The following is a 15,508-nucleotide window of genomic DNA, read 5'->3' as shown; positions in this document are numbered from 1 at the left end:
AATTTTTCAAAGTTAGTCAGAATCATGGTGCAATTTTACTCCCCAAACCGCCGCTCCGTAAACCGAGGCATTATTTCCGTTACCGCAGATAACCTTGATGCACAAGGGCAAGGCATTGCCCGTCATCAGGGAAAAACGATATTTATTCAGGGATTATTGCCGGGTGAGCAGGCTCAGATCCAACTGACAGAAGAAAAACGCCAGTTTGCCAAGGCCAAAATAGTGAAACGGCTGTCAGACAGCCCGTTTCGTGTGGTACCGCGCTGCCCGCATTTCAATGTGTGTGGCGGTTGTCAGCAGCAGCACGTTGCGATTGAGTTGCAAGCCAAAACTAAGGCCAGCGTGCTGGAACACCTTATCCAGCGGGAAACTGGCATTAGTATCAGTGCTCATCCCATCATTCACAGCCCTGAATATGGCTACCGGCGTCGGGTACGGCTTGGCCTGCAATACGATGTTAAGAAAAACCCGGGCAGGCAGCAAAAATTATTGATGGGATTTCGCCAGAGCCAGACCAACGATTTGGTAGCCGTTGCACATTGTCCGGTAATGCGCCCTGAATTGGAACAGTTATTGCAACCGTTATCCCAGTGTCTGAATAGTCTGAGTGCGGTTAAACGGCTGGGACACGTTGAATTAGTGCTGGCGGATAATGGCCCGTTAATGGTGTTACGTCATCTTGCTCCACTGAAGCACGAAGACAGGGAAAAGCTGCGCACTTTTTCGGTGCAGCATAAGGCGGCAGTCTATCTGGCTGGCGATGAAAAAATCCTTGAGCCTTTGACAGAAGGGCAGACTGCTCCGTGGTATCAGGTGGATGGCTTGAAACTGAAATTCAGTCCGTGGGATTTTATTCAGATTAATGATGAAGTTAACCAGAAAATGGTGGTACAGGCGTTGGCATGGCTGGATTTGCAGCCGACGGATCGGGTATTGGATCTATTTTGTGGCATGGGGAACTTTACCTTGCCGATGGCAACCAAAGCACAGACCGTAGTGGGTGTAGAAGGGGTTGCCGCGCTGGTCGCGAATGGGCAATATAATGCCCAGCTCAATGAACTTAATAACGTCGATTTTTTCCACGAAAATCTGGAATCGGATATTCACCAACAGCCTTGGGCGGTGCTGGGGTTCAATAAAGTGCTGCTGGACCCAGCCCGTGCAGGTGCGGCGGGTGTCATGTCACATATTGTAAAACTGGCCCCTGAAAGAGTGGTGTACGTTTCCTGTAACCCCACAACACTGGCGCGGGACAGCAAAATTCTGCTGGAGGCTGGTTATCATCTTGTCAGTGTGCGGATGCTGGATATGTTTCCGCACACCGGCCATCTGGAATCCATGGCTTTGTTCAGCCGTGAGCCAATGGCTATCGAGTAGGGAGGAATTATGGTTGCGGTAAGAAGTGCACATCTCACACCAGCAGGTGAATTTGCAGTCGATAAGTGGATCGCGAGTTTACATATCACGAATCCACAATCCAGTGAGAAATTAGCCGAAACATGGCATTACTGTCACGAAAAAGTCCAGGATCACCCTGATGCGGCGCTGTTGCTGTGGCGCGGTGTGGAAATGGTGGAGATCCTGTCCACATTGAGTATGGATAATGACAGTATGCGCGCTGCGCTGCTCTTTCCCATCCTTGATGCCAAACTGCTCGATAATGAAACAGTGACAGAAACATTTGGTACGGCTATTACCAATCTGGTGCATGGCGTGATGGAAATGGACGCCATTCGCCAGTTGAAAGCCACCCACACGGATTCCACCAGTTCAGTGCAGGTCGATAATGTGCGTCGGATGCTGCTGTCGATGGTGGAAGATTTCCGCTGTGTGATCATCAAGCTGGCGGAACGGATCGCCCATTTACGGGAAGTGAAGGATGCCAGCGAAGATGAGCGAGTACTGGCGGCAAAAGAGTGTTCCAACATCTATGCGCCTCTTGCCAATCGGCTGGGTATCGGTCAGCTAAAATGGGAACTGGAAGATTTCTGTTTCCGCTATCTGCATCCTGACGAATACAAAAAGATCGCCAGACTCCTGCATGAGCGCCGGATCGATCGCGAACAGTACATCGAAAAGTTTGTGACGACCATACGCAAATACATGCTCAAAGAAGGGATTCCGGTCGAAATTTATGGGCGTCCCAAGCATATTTACAGCATCTGGCGCAAGATGCAGAAAAAATCCCTCGGCTTTGATGAACTGTTTGATGTGCGGGCAGTGCGTATTGTCGTTGAGCGTTTACAGGACTGCTATGCGGCTTTAGGAATAGTGCATACTCACTATCGTCATCTGCCGGATGAATTTGATGATTATGTCGCTAACGCCAAACCGAATGGTTATCAGTCCATTCATACCGTCGTGCTGGGGCCGAATGGGAAAACGCTGGAAATTCAGATCCGCACCCGCCAGATGCATGATGATGCTGAACTTGGGGTTGCCGCCCATTGGAAATACAAAGAAGGCACCGCCATTGGCGGCGGCAAATCGGGCAGTTATGAAAGCCGTATTGCATGGCTGCGTAAGCTAATCGCATGGCAGGAGGAAATGGCGGACACTGGCGAAATGCTGGATGAAGTTCGCAGCCAAGTGTTTGATGATCGCGTTTATGTCTTTACGCCAAAAGGCGATGTGATTGACTTGCCGGCAGGCTCTACGCCGTTGGATTTTGCTTATCATATTCACAGTGATGTCGGGCATCGCTGCATCGGGGCAAAAATCAGTGGGCGTATTGTGCCGTTCAGCTATCAGCTTCAGATGGGTGATCAAATTGAAATCATCACCCAGAAGCATCCGAATCCAAGCCGTGACTGGCTGAATCCGAATCTGGGCTATGTAACCACTAGCCGGGGGCGAGCAAAGATCCACAACTGGTTCCGCAAGCAGGATCGTGACAAGAACATCATTGCCGGTCGCCAGATGCTGGACAATGAACTGACCCATTTGGGGATCACCCTCAAGGAAGCCGAGAAAGAACTTATTGCCCGTTATAACGTTCATTCGCTGGAAGAAGTGTTAGCGGGTATTGGTGTTGGTGACATCCGAATTCACCAATTGATGAATTTCCTGCAAAGCAAGTTCAACAAAACGACGGCGGAAGAAGCTGATCGTAAGGCGCTGCGCAATCTAGAAAATAAAACCTACACTCCGCGCAGTGTAAAACAAGACAATGGGCGCATCGTCGTGGAAGGGGTAGGTAATTTGATGCACCATGTTGCTCGTTGCTGTCAGCCGATCCCCGGTGATGAAATCATCGGGTTCATTACGCGCGGACGCGGAATTTCCATCCACAGTGCCGATTGTGAGCAGCTGGCCGAATTGGAAATTAGCGCACCAGAACGCATTGTGGATGCGGTTTGGGGAGAAAATTATTCCAGCGGCTACTCCCTTGTGGTGCGGGTGCTTGCTAATGATCGCAGCGGATTACTGCGTGATATCACCACTATTCTGGCCAATGAAAAGGTGAATGTACTGGGGGTGAGCAGCCGAAGCGACGTAAAGCAGCAACTGGCGACTATCGATATGAATATTGAGATTTATAATCTACAAGTATTGGGACGGGTACTGGCGAAGCTCAACCAGCTATCTGATGTGATTGAAGCCAGACGTTTGCACGGTAATTAATGAAACATGGATAAGATAAAAACCACCTCGATTGAACGACTTAAGGGGATTATGACGCAGTTGCGTCATCCCCAGCAGGGTTGCCCGTGGGACAAAGTGCAGACTTCTGCCACCATTGCGCCTTACACGTTGGAAGAAACCTATGAAGTCATTGATGCCATTGAGCGCAACGACGCAAATGCCCTGAAAGAAGAACTGGGGGATCTGCTGTTTCATATCGTGTTTTATGCCCAGATGGGTCAAGAACAGCAGTTGTTTGATTTTGACGATATCTGCGACGCGGTTTGTGACAAATTAGAGCGCAGGCATCCCCATATTTTCGATCAACAGGCAGGCATCAGCAGTGAAGAAGCGATCGGGAGCTGGGAACAACGTAAAACGGCAGAGAGGGCGGAAAAAGACCAGCATTCTGTGCTGGATGATATTCCCGCCAGTCTGCCAGCGTTGATGAAAGCCTATAAAATCCAGAAACGCTGTGCTTCGGTTGGTTTTGATTGGGATACACTTGGCCCGGTGCTGGGCAAGGTATATGAAGAAATCGATGAAGTGATGGATGAAGCCCGGCAGGTGGTGGTTGATGAAGCCAGACTGGAAGAAGAGCTAGGGGATTTGTTGTTTTCTGTTGTCAATTTATCCCGTCATTTAGGGCATAAACCAGAGATGGCATTGCAGAAAGCCTGCGGTAAATTTGAAAATCGTTTCCGAAGCGTCGAAAAGCTGATCTTCGACCAAGGTCTGTCATTGGAAACGGCGACACTGGAGGAAATGGAACAGATGTGGCAGCAAGTCAAAAAACAGCAGCCGTAGGGCAGAAATAGCGAAAAAGGCGTTGAGGAATGACTGAATAACCTGAATCAGGCGAAAAATTTTTAAACTATTAACTTGATGAATTTAAAGAGAAAGGCCTCGGGTGGTTTTGGGCTGTTCCTGATGAGTTGATACTTTATCCTGTTTAGATGGTTTGTAGCGCATTTAAGGTTAGGGTATACTGCTTTCCCGTCCTGTTATATTCATCATCCTTTTAAACCTAAACTTTCAGGTTCAGCATGAAAACTAATTATATTTTTGTGACCGGCGGGGTCGTATCCTCTCTGGGTAAAGGCATTGCTGCTGCCTCTTTGGCTGCTATCCTCGAAGCCCGTGGACTCAAAGTCACCATTATGAAACTGGATCCGTACATCAACGTCGATCCGGGTACAATGAGCCCAACCCAACACGGGGAAGTTTTCGTTACCGAAGACGGCGCTGAAACTGATCTCGATTTAGGCCACTACGAACGTTTTATTCGTACCAAAATGACACGCCGCAATAACTTCACGACGGGCCGTGTCTACTCTGAAGTGCTGCGTAAAGAACGCCGCGGCGATTATTTGGGTGCAACCATTCAGGTTATCCCCCACATTACTAATGAAATCAAAGATCGTATCATCCGTGGCGCAGAAGGCTATGATGTGGTGCTGGTGGAAATTGGCGGTACTGTCGGTGATATCGAATCTCTGCCATTCCTTGAAGCTATCCGTCAGATGGCCGTGGAAGTCGGTCGTGAACATACCCTGTACATGCATCTGACGTTGGTGCCCTATCTGGCAGCGGCAGGTGAAGTCAAAACCAAGCCTACTCAGCATTCCGTGAAAGAACTGCTCTCCATTGGTATTCAGCCGGATGTTCTGATCTGTCGTTCAGATCGTATCATTCCTGCCAATGAGCGTGCAAAAATCGCGCTGTTCTGTAACGTTCCAGAGAAAGCCGTTATCTCTTTAAAAGATGTTGATTCTATTTATAAAATCCCAGCCCTCTTGAAATCTCAGGGCTTAGATGATTATATTTGTAAACGATTCAGCCTCGGATACCCTGAAGCTGATCTGTCCGAATGGGAACAGGTCGTTTATGAAGAAGCCAACCCATCGGGTGAAGTCACCATTGGGATGGTGGGCAAATATGTTGAACTGCCGGATGCTTATAAGTCAGTGATTGAAGCACTGAAACACGGTGGGTTGAAAAAACGCCTGACCGTCAACATCAAACTGATCGATTCACAGGATGTCGAAACCCGTGGTGTTGATGTATTGAAAGATCTGGATGCCATTCTGGTGCCGGGCGGCTTCGGTGGCCGTGGTATCGAAGGCAAAATTATGACTGCACGTTATGCCCGTGAGAACAACGTCCCTTACTTGGGGATCTGTCTGGGTATGCAGGTTGCCCTGATTGAGTTTTCACGTAATGTGGCGGGCATGAAAGAGGCCAACTCCACAGAGTTTGAGCCAGAGTGCAAATTACCGGTTGTAGGTCTGATCACTGAATGGCGTGATGAGAACGGCAACTTAGAAGTACGTAGCGAAGAGAGTGATCTCGGCGGAACGATGCGCGTTGGCGGCCAGTTATGCCGTCTGTCTGAAGGCAGTCTGGTACGTAAACTTTATGGTCAGGACGACATTATTGAACGTCACCGCCATCGTTATGAAGTGAACAATTTATTGCTGAAACGAATTGAAGAAGCAGGCCTGCGCATTGCCGGCCGTTCAATCGATAACAGATTGGTGGAAATCATTGAGAATCCGGCACATCCGTGGTTTGTGGCGTGCCAGTTCCACCCGGAATTCACTTCAACGCCTCGCGATGGTCATCCGTTATTTGCGGGCTTCGTTGAAGCCGCAGGCAAATATCAGAAAGGCCAGTTGAAATAAGATATGGGGCGATTGATTGGTTTTAATTTTAATGAATTTAATTTCAATCGATTGCCCGGAATTTAACTTGTACTGAGGAAAACCTAATGTCCAAAATCGTTAAAGTACTTGGCCGTGAAATCATCGATTCCCGTGGTAACCCAACGGTAGAAGCGGAAGTACATCTGGAAGGTGGCTTTGTTGGTCTGGCTGCTGCGCCATCAGGTGCATCAACAGGTTCTCGCGAAGCACTGGAACTGCGTGATGGTGACAAATCTCGCTTCATGGGTAAAGGTGTACTGAAAGCGCTTTCTGCGGTTAATGGCTCAATCGCTCAGGCTCTGGTTGGTCAGGATGCGAAAGATCAGGCTAACATCGACAAAATCATGATCGAGCTGGATGGTACTGAAAACAAATCTAACTTCGGTGCTAATGCGATTCTGGCTGTTTCCCTTGCGAACGCTAAAGCGGCAGCAGCGGCAAAAGGCATGCCTCTGTACGAGCACATTGCTGAGTTGAACGGTACGCCAGGCAGGTTCTCCATGCCACTGCCAATGATGAACATCATCAACGGGGGTGAGCACGCTGACAACAACGTGGATATTCAGGAATTCATGATCCAGCCAATTGGTGCCAGCACGCTGAAAGAAGCGGTACGCATTGGTTCAGAAGTTTTCCACAATCTGGCAAAAGTGCTGAAAGCAAAAGGCATGAGTACGGCGGTTGGGGATGAAGGGGGCTATGCGCCAAATCTGGAATCTAACGCAGCAGCGCTGGCCGCGATCAAAGAAGCCGTTGAACAAGCGGGTTATGTGCTGGGTAAAGATATTACTCTGGCGATGGATTGCGCAGCTTCTGAATTCTATAACAAAGAAACGGGCAACTATGAACTGAAAGGCGAAGGCAGGACGTTCACTTCTCAGGAATTTACCCACTATCTGGAAGGCCTGACCAAAGAATATCCAATCGTTTCTATCGAAGATGGTTTGGATGAATCTGATTGGGATGGTTTTGCTTACCAGACTAAAGTTATGGGCGACAAAATCCAGTTGGTTGGTGACGATTTGTTCGTAACCAATACCAAGATCCTGAAAGAAGGTATCGAAAAAGGCATCGCAAACTCCATCCTGATCAAATTCAACCAGATTGGTTCTCTGACTGAAACTCTGGCTGCAATCAAGATGGCAAAAGATGCGGGCTACACTGCGGTGATTTCTCATCGTTCTGGTGAAACCGAAGATGCGACTATTGCTGACTTAGCTGTCGGTACTGCGGCAGGTCAAATTAAGACGGGTTCTATGAGCCGTTCTGACCGTGTTGCTAAATATAACCAGCTGATCCGTATCGAAGAAGCACTGGGTAACCGTGCGACTTTCAATGGTCTGAAAGAAGTGAAAGGTCAGGCATAATTGCCGGTCGATATCAATAATAAATAAATTTTATTTATGTTTTGGCGAAAGGGTATATGCTCTTTCGCCATCTTAACGAAAGATAATTTTATCCGTATAAGTGATTATAAATACGATGATGAAATGAAAAGTATGAAATAACGACATAATATTAGTATATTTTCTATACAATCATTCGTTAATTGAACAAACCCCACGTGATAGATCCCAAAATCATACACGTTGTATTTTCTTCCTTGTTAATACTCCTTATTATTTCACATGTAATGTAATTCTTTAACATTTAGGGCAATGATTCATCAATAATTCTTTTTACATTACCGCGTTGTGTTTCATTGTTTTACGGAGTCTTTATGGACGCTTCTGAATCTTTAACCCCAGCGATTGGGCCAAATCCCTCAAATAAAAGAGGCTTAATTATTCTCGCGCTGGATATTATCTTGCTTGTCGCTCTGCTTAAGTTTTTGCCGTATGGCGAAAAAACCAATGCGGGTCTGGCATTGATGGCATTTGTTGGTGTGCTATGGCTGACTGAAGCCATACACGTCACAATTACGGCTCTGTGTATTCCAATTCTGGCTGTTGGTATGGGATTGATGAACACGGGTGATGCGCTGCAATCTTTTGCAAACCCGATCATCTTTCTGTTCTTTGGTGGTTTTGCACTGGCAACGGCGCTGCATATTCAAGGTCTGGATCGGCTGATCGCCAACCGTCTTCTGATGATTGCCCGTGGGCGTTTATCGGTGGCTGTATTGCTGATATTTGGTATTACCGCCGTGCTTTCTATGTGGATCAGTAACACTGCGACTGCTGCAATGATGCTGCCACTGATACTGGGCATTCTGGCTAATCTGGATGTGCGCACTGAACGCAATACGTTTGTTTTTGTGTTGCTGGGGGTGGCATACAGCGCCAGTATCGGTGGTTTGGGAACGCTGGTGGGAAGCCCACCGAATGCCATTGCAGCGGCGCAACTGGGCATGGACTTCTTCACATGGATGAAGTATGGCGTGCCGATGGTCATCATTTTGTTGCCAGTCATGGTGGCTGTGATGTACATCATGCTGCGTCCGAACCTGAAGCATAAATTTGATCTGAAATTGGAACATCTGGAGTGGAACAGTAAGCGCATTATCACTATGGCTATCTTCCTGCTGACGGTGTTTAGTTGGATTTTCAGTTCAATCATCAGTGATGCTTTTGGCGGTATCAAAGATCTGGATACGATTATTGCAGTGAGCGCAGCCATCCTGATTGGCATCACTGGCGTGTCAACTTGGTCACAGATTCAAAATAACACCGAATGGGGCGTATTGATGCTGTTTGGTGGCGGCCTGACGCTGAGTGCTGTCCTGAAAAACTCCGGAGCCAGCGAAGTTATGGCGAATGGCATGGCGGCAACCTTCGGTGCCAGTCACTGGTTTGTGATCATCCTTGCTGTTACTGCGTTCATTATCTTCCTGACGGAATTTACCAGTAATACCGCCAGTGCCGCACTGCTGGTGCCGATTTTCGCTACGGTTGCAGAAGCCTTGGGGATGCCTGTTATGGCGCTGACCATGATTATCGGTATCGGTGCATCCTGTGCATTTATGCTACCTGTGGCAACGCCTCCTAACGCAATTGTTTATGGCTCTGGCTATATCAAGCAAATTGAGATGGTGAGAGTGGGCATGGTGCTGAACGTGGTATGTATCGCCATTATCTCTGTGGTTGCCTGGTTCTTCTGGTTGTAATTCATCTCAATAAAAAATTGATCATAAAAATCGCCACTCGGAAGGGTGGCGATTGTCTTGGAACCTATAACTATTCTTTCGTACTGATATAGATGTTTTTCACCTGAGTGTAAGCATCCAGACTCATTTTGTGGGTTTCTCTGCCAAGACCGGATTTTTTGTAACCGCCAAATGGGGCATGGGCGGGGAGGGCATGATAGGTATTGACCCACATGCGGCCTGTCTGAACCGCTTTTGCCACGCGCAGAGCACGGTTGATATCCTGCGTCCAGACCGCGCCTCCCAAACCATATTCCGAATCATTGGCCATTTCCACGACTTCTTCTTCACTGCTAAATGGAATGACACACAGCACTGGCCCAAAGATTTCTTCTTGTGCAACCCGCATTTTATTGGTCACATTGGTAATAATGGTTGGCTGAACAAAGAAACCATCATCGTATCCCGCGCCTGTTATGCGGTTTCCACCGGTCAGCACGGTTGCACCTTCCTGCTTCGCAAGGTCAATATAGCCCAGAATAAAGTCCATTTGTTCCTGACTGATCTGACAACCCATCTCGGTTTCGGTCATCATGGGATCGCCCACCCGAACGGATTCAAATACCGCTTTCAGCGATTTCAGGAACTCGTCATGAATATCTTTATGCAGGAACAGGCGAGCGCCAGATTCACAGGCTTGCCCCTGATTTAACAAAATGCCGTCAGCAGCATATTTGACAGCCTTTTTCATATTGGCATCAGGGAAAATAATGTTGGCAGATTTACCGCCGAGTTCTAATGTGGCAGGGATGATCCGTCTGGCTGCCGCTGCGGCAACGTTGTAACCGATTTCTGTTGAACCTGTAAAGGCTACCTTGTCAATGCCTTCATGATCGAGGATCGCTTGACCAACACTAGACCCGCGACCTGTAACGATATTGACAACGCCCGCTGGCAGAACTTGATTCAGGATACGGCCAAATTCGAGTAGACTAATTGAAGTCAGGCTGGCAGGGTTGATCACGATGGTATTACCGGCGGCGAGGGCAGGAGCTAGTTTCCATGCAGCCATCAGCAGTGGAAAGTTCCACGGGATAATCTGCCCTACAACGCCAATGGGTTCTCTGATCACTAGGCTGAGGGTATCGGCATCAATCACATCGGCTTCATCGGAATGGGCACGAATGACGCCAGCGAAGTAGCGAAAGTGATCAACGGCAAAAGGAATGTCAAACGTCCGACATAGATTTAGTGTCTTACCGGCGTCTAAGGCTTCAAGAGTAATGAAACGTTCTGATTCAGCTTCCAGCAAGTCAGCGATTTTCAGTAGCAGAGATTGTTTTTCGGTTGCTGATTCTTTACTCCATGCAGGTAAGGCTTTTTGGGCGGCTTTAACTGCCAGTTCAACATCCTGAGCATTGCCAGCAGCATATTCTGTGAGTAACTCACCAGTTGCGGGGTTATAACTTTTACGGGTTTCTCTTGAAACGCTATCTACCCATTCTCCATTAATCAGCATTTTATACGATTTAGCAGGTAACATTTCTTTTGCGATATTATGCAGTTTTTTCATTATATTCTCCGAGTACTTTGGTTTTTCCTATGCTAGGACATATATCCGGAATGTTTTATGGGGTTAATTCTTATTTTTCTGTCAGAATTGCATTTAAATATAAAAGATTTTTATCAATAAACAAATTAAATAATAAAAGAGAGGGTGAAATATAATAAACATACGTTATAATATTAACAATAAATTATTTAGTGTGTTATTAATTAGTTAACTTTTTTGTTATTTAACTTATTCATCTATTGGTATGTATAATAATACATATCTGATATTTTAGTTTAATTTTTATGGGATGATAAAATTTATTTGTATTTCATGGTTTCTAAATAATAAAATTATTCTAAAATTTATTGCTTAATTAAAAATTTCGAATGATCATGAAATTAAAATATTCCATTAATGTAATTAAAAGCCACCGATATATATCGGTGGCTTTTAACATCATTTTAAATGAGTTTTATTTATTCTCTGGAGGAGAAATGTTTTTTTTACTTGATAGGGAAAATGATATATCTTCTACTGAATTTTGTCTATTACCATTTAAAGCTTGATGCATTTTATCCTTATCTAAAGCATTTTCCCAACGAGCGACAACAATGCTGGCACAAGCATTTCCAACTAAATTGGTCAATGCGCGGCATTCAGACATAAATCTATCAATGCCCAAAATGAGAGCCATACCGGCTACGGGTAAACTGGGAACAACTGATAAAGTAGCGGCTAGCGTAATAAAGCCTGCACCCGTTACTCCAGCGGCACCTTTTGAGCTGATCATTGCGACTAATAATAAAGATATTTGCTCCGTGAAACTCAACTCAATGCCTGTTGCTTGAGCGATAAATAATGCCGCCATCGTCATATAAATATTAGTACCATCAAGATTAAATGAATAACCTGTTGGAATAACTAATCCGACAACCGATTTCTCACAGCCCGCATTTTCCATTTTTCTCATCAGGCTGGGTAAAGCCGCTTCAGAGGATGATGTTCCCAAAACCAACCACAGTTCATCTTTAATGTATTTAATTAATTTAATGATGGAGAAACCGTTATATTTAGCAACAGCCCCCAATACAACAAAAATAAAGAGTAATGATGTCATGTAAAAAGTGACAATTAACATCATTAAATTTCCAATGGATGAAATGCCATATTTACCGATGGTAAATGCCATTGCCCCAAATGCGCCAATCGGTGCCAGCTTCATCAATATGCCTACCATCTTGAAAACAGGCTCTGAGAAGTTTTGCAAAAACACCAATATAGGTTCGCCCTTTTTTCCTGTCGACGCTAAAGCGATACCGAAAATAACAGCAATAAAGAGTACTTGCAGAATATTCCCATTTACAAGTGGGCTAACAACCGTTTCCGGTATAATATTCATGAGAAAGCCGACGATGGATGATTCATGTGCCTTCTCCACATAACCGATGACTTTGCTACTATCTAACGATTCAGGTGAGATATTTAAGCCATCTCCGGGGCGAATGATATTGGCAGCAATCAAACCAATAATTAAAGCAAGAGTTGAAAACGTCAAGAAATACAACATCGATTTTCCTACGACACTTCCAACGGCTTTCATATTATTCATACCTGCTATCCCTGTGACGACCGTCAAAAAGATAACAGGAGCAATAATCATTTTTACAATTTTGATGAAAGCATCACCTAAGGGTTTGAGTGATTCACCAATATCTGGATAAAAATGACCCAGCGCTATACCCAGTAAGATGGCAAATATGACTTGAATATAAAGGATCTGGTATAAAGGTTTTTTCTTGGAAGTGTTGTCCATAAAGTATCCTGTTGTTAATATAATTAATTGTTTTTATTTGTTATTTTTTTATCGCTTTATTGTTTCATAGCAAAAATGTTTGATTTTTGCCGCATAAAGAATCATGTTGGCTAATATAAAAATTACTCCTAACGCCTGTCAGAAAAAATCCCCCGGATCTATAGAAAAACCCACAGGAAAAACCTGTAGGTTTAGATTAAGAAGGTACTATTTGGTCGTTACCCAGAATACACCGCTACCGTCCAATGCCGTAAATGTTTTATGAACATAGATACTATCTGCATGGGGATCAATATCTTTGAACAACTCAGGATGCAGCCATTTAGCAATGGCTTCTACAGCAATAATATTGAATGGTGAATCGTAATATTGGTGGTAAATCGCCATCACGCGTTTTTCACGGTACGAGCTGAGTACTTTCAGGTTTGGGCGGGAGAGCAAGTTTTGCAAACGCTTTTCGGATTTTTCTAAATTGCCGGTATAACCCAAAGGAACAGATTGGCTCCCTGCGTGAACCTGATCCCAATCTGCTACTGTCATCAGGTAAGTATCGGGATTGCTGACCAGCAATTGCTCCTCGTTAATTCTGCCTCCCATGTCTGAGAACCATTTACTGCCGATGTTATCTCCTCCTGCGGTTGTGACAAACTCGCCGAAGCTATTGGCACCAATGGTATCGCAGCAATCTTTTGCTCCCAGCATACCGGCATGATGCTCGATGAAAACACTGGGGATCTGCTCTTGGTACAGTGTGGCGATACGCTTATTGATCAAAGACAGACGGCTTTCATAAAACGCAATGAATTTACCGGCATTTTCTTCTTTTTTAAACACCTTACCCAGAAGTTCCATACTGGATACGGTATTAGACAGCGGATATTGGCAAAAATCGATGAAAATGACAGGAATTCCCGATTTTTCCAGTAGCTTAACCGCATTGCTGTTATCCAGTTTAGGCTTCAGGCCCATATTGAAAATAACCAGATCAGGTTTATAGGTTAAAGCTTTTTCGACACTAAAATCACGGGTATAAGGAGTCGGGAAAATAGGAATTTTCCTTAATTGAGGAAATTTTTCCTCATAGGCTGCGGCAAGGTCAGGTGCTGTTTTCTCCAGTGCATTATCCCATGCCACAATACCTTTCAATGGATCGTTGGGGTGCAGGATATTCAACGCAATAATGCTCCGGCTATCTATCAGTATGACCCGTTGAGCCGGAGCATTCACTGTGACTTCTCGTCCGGCAATATCCGTAACAGTAATATTTTCTGCTTGTGAACATATTGGTAATAACACAAATAATACCAATATAAAATATTTTATGGAGTAATGAATGACAGACATCTTTTTTCCTTAGTATCAGACGTAATATGAAAGTTATCGGTAAGTCCATGAATAATTTATATAGGTAAATAATGGATTGTTTATGGGGGTTACTATATTTTCGGATTATTGGTTAATTGCATTTTCAAAAAGACTTTATGATTAACTGTTACTTGTAGTAATACACTGAATTCAGTTTTTAAGTGTTCTTTTGAAAATAATGTTTTATGATTATCAAAAATATTTTTTGTTTCACAAACCATGTTTTTCCATAATTCATCTTCCTTCATCCCCCAATGTTAATAGATCAATAAGCCTAAGTAATGTTGTTTGACAAAGATAGAGCTGAAATAATTTATAGGGAATGATTTTATATGGAAATTATTTTAATTAATCAACTTTTTACATTTCTATACAATATAAATATCATTGAATTATTTTTTTGTATTTAATAACAGTGAGTTAATTTTGATGTGGAATAGTTTTATGATGAATGGTATCCGTCAGTGATTAACTGGTTAGGTTTTCAGGAGAGTGTTATTGATTATTATTTGCAATATGTTATTTTGAATATTTCGCTATGGTAAATAAAAACAGGTGAATATTATAAAAAATAAATTGATATTTTTCAGGTATGGTATTTATCTCATTTCGCATTGTACTCAGGAATTTTGTCGGGTTTGAACAGATTTTAAAATTAATAATCATGGTACACAAATACATTTCGTTTTTTGCGGTAATGAGAAAATTATTAGGAGTATGGCTGGCATAAATGCAGGATATTTTCTATTGAAAAATAGCTAATACAGTTATTTTTCTCTTTTCTTGATGCTACATTTATACTTACAAATAGAATGAACAGAGTTAATTGAAGTTAGCGTCGATGAAAAGTAAACAATATTAAATTTAAATAGAGCTATAACTAAAAACGGCTTATTTATTTTCCTTCTGCTATTATTATTTCATCAGTAATAGGGGGGATCATGAAAAATTTGTTGGCAGTATGTTTATTGAGCTTTGTATTAACAGGATGTGATAATCACTTGAGTATTGATGGTACAAATGAAATAGCGGTAAAAACATCCATCGAAAAAATCAGAGATACGTTACCGGAAGATAAAAAATTAAAATTTGATGATTCATTGAATATTGCCATGACCAATAGCATTGATTTTGATGATTTGTTTAAAGAGAGTGCGAATGGAAATATTAAATCTGGGGATATAGAAAGATTGGAACAGAAATTTTTTCGATCACTGCATGGAAAAACGGCAGATCAACTTATTGCAGAAGCAGAAAAAATTAAAGCAGCGAACTTTACCAGCCAATGAACTTACGTCCAATAGATTTTAAGTTGTAGCGCATACTATGTTAGCCATATTTGCCAGCATTGAACCGGATTT

At 43.9% G+C, this 15,508-nt stretch carries 10 protein-coding genes; 7 read left to right on the top strand and 3 right to left on the bottom strand.

Features of this window, described 5'->3' with window-relative positions:
* Window positions 1-24 precede the first annotated feature (24 nt).
* The 6 genes from rlmD to XBJ1_RS15585 all read left to right on the top strand — a co-directional run bounded on the left by rlmD (window position 25) and on the right by XBJ1_RS15585 (window position 9,435).
* The gene (gene rlmD, locus XBJ1_RS15610; protein ID WP_012989987.1) at window positions 25-1,377 is read left to right on the top strand and encodes a 23S rRNA (uracil(1939)-C(5))-methyltransferase RlmD; all 1,353 of its coding nucleotides are present in this window, start codon (window positions 25-27) and stop codon (window positions 1,375-1,377) included.
* A 9-nt stretch (window positions 1,378-1,386) separates the two neighbouring features.
* Complete coding sequence (gene relA, locus XBJ1_RS15605) at window positions 1,387-3,624, top strand: GTP diphosphokinase (RefSeq protein WP_012989986.1); 2,238 nt, start codon at window positions 1,387-1,389, stop codon at window positions 3,622-3,624.
* A 6-nt stretch (window positions 3,625-3,630) separates the two neighbouring features.
* The gene (gene mazG / locus XBJ1_RS15600; protein ID WP_012989985.1) at window positions 3,631-4,431 is read left to right on the top strand and encodes a nucleoside triphosphate pyrophosphohydrolase; all 801 of its coding nucleotides are present in this window, start codon (window positions 3,631-3,633) and stop codon (window positions 4,429-4,431) included.
* Between the two features lie 239 nt (window positions 4,432-4,670).
* Window positions 4,671-6,308, top strand: coding sequence for a glutamine hydrolyzing CTP synthase (gene pyrG / locus XBJ1_RS15595; RefSeq protein ID WP_012989984.1), 1,638 nt, complete (start codon window positions 4,671-4,673; stop codon window positions 6,306-6,308).
* 86 nt (window positions 6,309-6,394) lie between these two features.
* Window positions 6,395-7,696 (top strand): phosphopyruvate hydratase, encoded by a 1,302-nt coding sequence (eno, locus tag XBJ1_RS15590; RefSeq protein ID WP_012989983.1) that lies wholly within the window; start codon window positions 6,395-6,397, stop codon window positions 7,694-7,696.
* Between the two features lie 353 nt (window positions 7,697-8,049).
* The gene (locus tag XBJ1_RS15585) at window positions 8,050-9,435 is read left to right on the top strand and encodes a DASS family sodium-coupled anion symporter (RefSeq protein WP_012989982.1); all 1,386 of its coding nucleotides are present in this window, start codon (window positions 8,050-8,052) and stop codon (window positions 9,433-9,435) included.
* 70 nt (window positions 9,436-9,505) lie between these two features.
* Here the strand turns inward: XBJ1_RS15585 and XBJ1_RS15580 are convergent, their stop codons facing one another.
* From XBJ1_RS15580 to XBJ1_RS15570, 3 genes are all read right to left on the bottom strand, one after another.
* Complete coding sequence (locus tag XBJ1_RS15580) at window positions 9,506-10,987, bottom strand: aldehyde dehydrogenase family protein (RefSeq protein WP_012989981.1); 1,482 nt, start codon at window positions 10,985-10,987, stop codon at window positions 9,506-9,508.
* Between the two features lie 454 nt (window positions 10,988-11,441).
* On the bottom strand, window positions 11,442-12,782 hold the full coding sequence (locus XBJ1_RS15575) for a dicarboxylate/amino acid:cation symporter (protein ID WP_012989980.1): 1,341 nt from the start codon (window positions 12,780-12,782) through the stop codon (window positions 11,442-11,444).
* 207 nt (window positions 12,783-12,989) lie between these two features.
* Window positions 12,990-14,126: an ABC transporter substrate-binding protein gene (locus tag XBJ1_RS15570; protein ID WP_012989979.1), complete on the bottom strand. Its 1,137-nt coding sequence runs from the start codon at window positions 14,124-14,126 to the stop codon at window positions 12,990-12,992.
* A gap of 962 nt (window positions 14,127-15,088) precedes the next feature.
* Between XBJ1_RS15570 and XBJ1_RS15565 the strand changes: the two genes are divergently transcribed.
* Window positions 15,089-15,436: a DUF6694 family lipoprotein gene (locus XBJ1_RS15565; protein WP_012989977.1), complete on the top strand. Its 348-nt coding sequence runs from the start codon at window positions 15,089-15,091 to the stop codon at window positions 15,434-15,436.
* The last annotated feature ends 72 nt before the right edge of the window (window positions 15,437-15,508 follow it).

Origin of the sequence: Xenorhabdus bovienii SS-2004, from assembly GCF_000027225.1 — a bacterium.
Taxonomy (GTDB): Bacteria; Pseudomonadota; Gammaproteobacteria; order Enterobacterales; family Enterobacteriaceae; genus Xenorhabdus; species Xenorhabdus bovienii_C.
Note: the sequence above shows the minus strand (reverse complement) of the source record. Positions and strands in the feature narration are given on the sequence as shown.

What these genes read in the sequence shown, in the direction of transcription:
- pyrG (WP_012989984.1), top strand. Translation starts at nt 4,671, where the DNA reads ATGAAAACTAATTATATTTTTGTGACCGGCGGGGTCGTATCCTCTCTG.
- rlmD (WP_012989987.1), top strand. Translation starts at nt 25, where the DNA reads ATGGTGCAATTTTACTCCCCAAACCGCCGCTCCGTAAACCGAGGCATT.
- relA (WP_012989986.1), top strand. Translation starts at nt 1,387, where the DNA reads ATGGTTGCGGTAAGAAGTGCACATCTCACACCAGCAGGTGAATTTGCA.
- XBJ1_RS15570 (WP_012989979.1), bottom strand. Translation starts at nt 14,126, where the DNA reads ATGTCTGTCATTCATTACTCCATAAAATATTTTATATTGGTATTATTT.
- eno (WP_012989983.1), top strand. Translation starts at nt 6,395, where the DNA reads ATGTCCAAAATCGTTAAAGTACTTGGCCGTGAAATCATCGATTCCCGT.
- XBJ1_RS15575 (WP_012989980.1), bottom strand. Translation starts at nt 12,782, where the DNA reads ATGGACAACACTTCCAAGAAAAAACCTTTATACCAGATCCTTTATATT.
- XBJ1_RS15565 (WP_012989977.1), top strand. Translation starts at nt 15,089, where the DNA reads ATGAAAAATTTGTTGGCAGTATGTTTATTGAGCTTTGTATTAACAGGA.
- XBJ1_RS15585 (WP_012989982.1), top strand. Translation starts at nt 8,050, where the DNA reads ATGGACGCTTCTGAATCTTTAACCCCAGCGATTGGGCCAAATCCCTCA.
- mazG (WP_012989985.1), top strand. Translation starts at nt 3,631, where the DNA reads ATGGATAAGATAAAAACCACCTCGATTGAACGACTTAAGGGGATTATG.
- XBJ1_RS15580 (WP_012989981.1), bottom strand. Translation starts at nt 10,987, where the DNA reads ATGAAAAAACTGCATAATATCGCAAAAGAAATGTTACCTGCTAAATCG.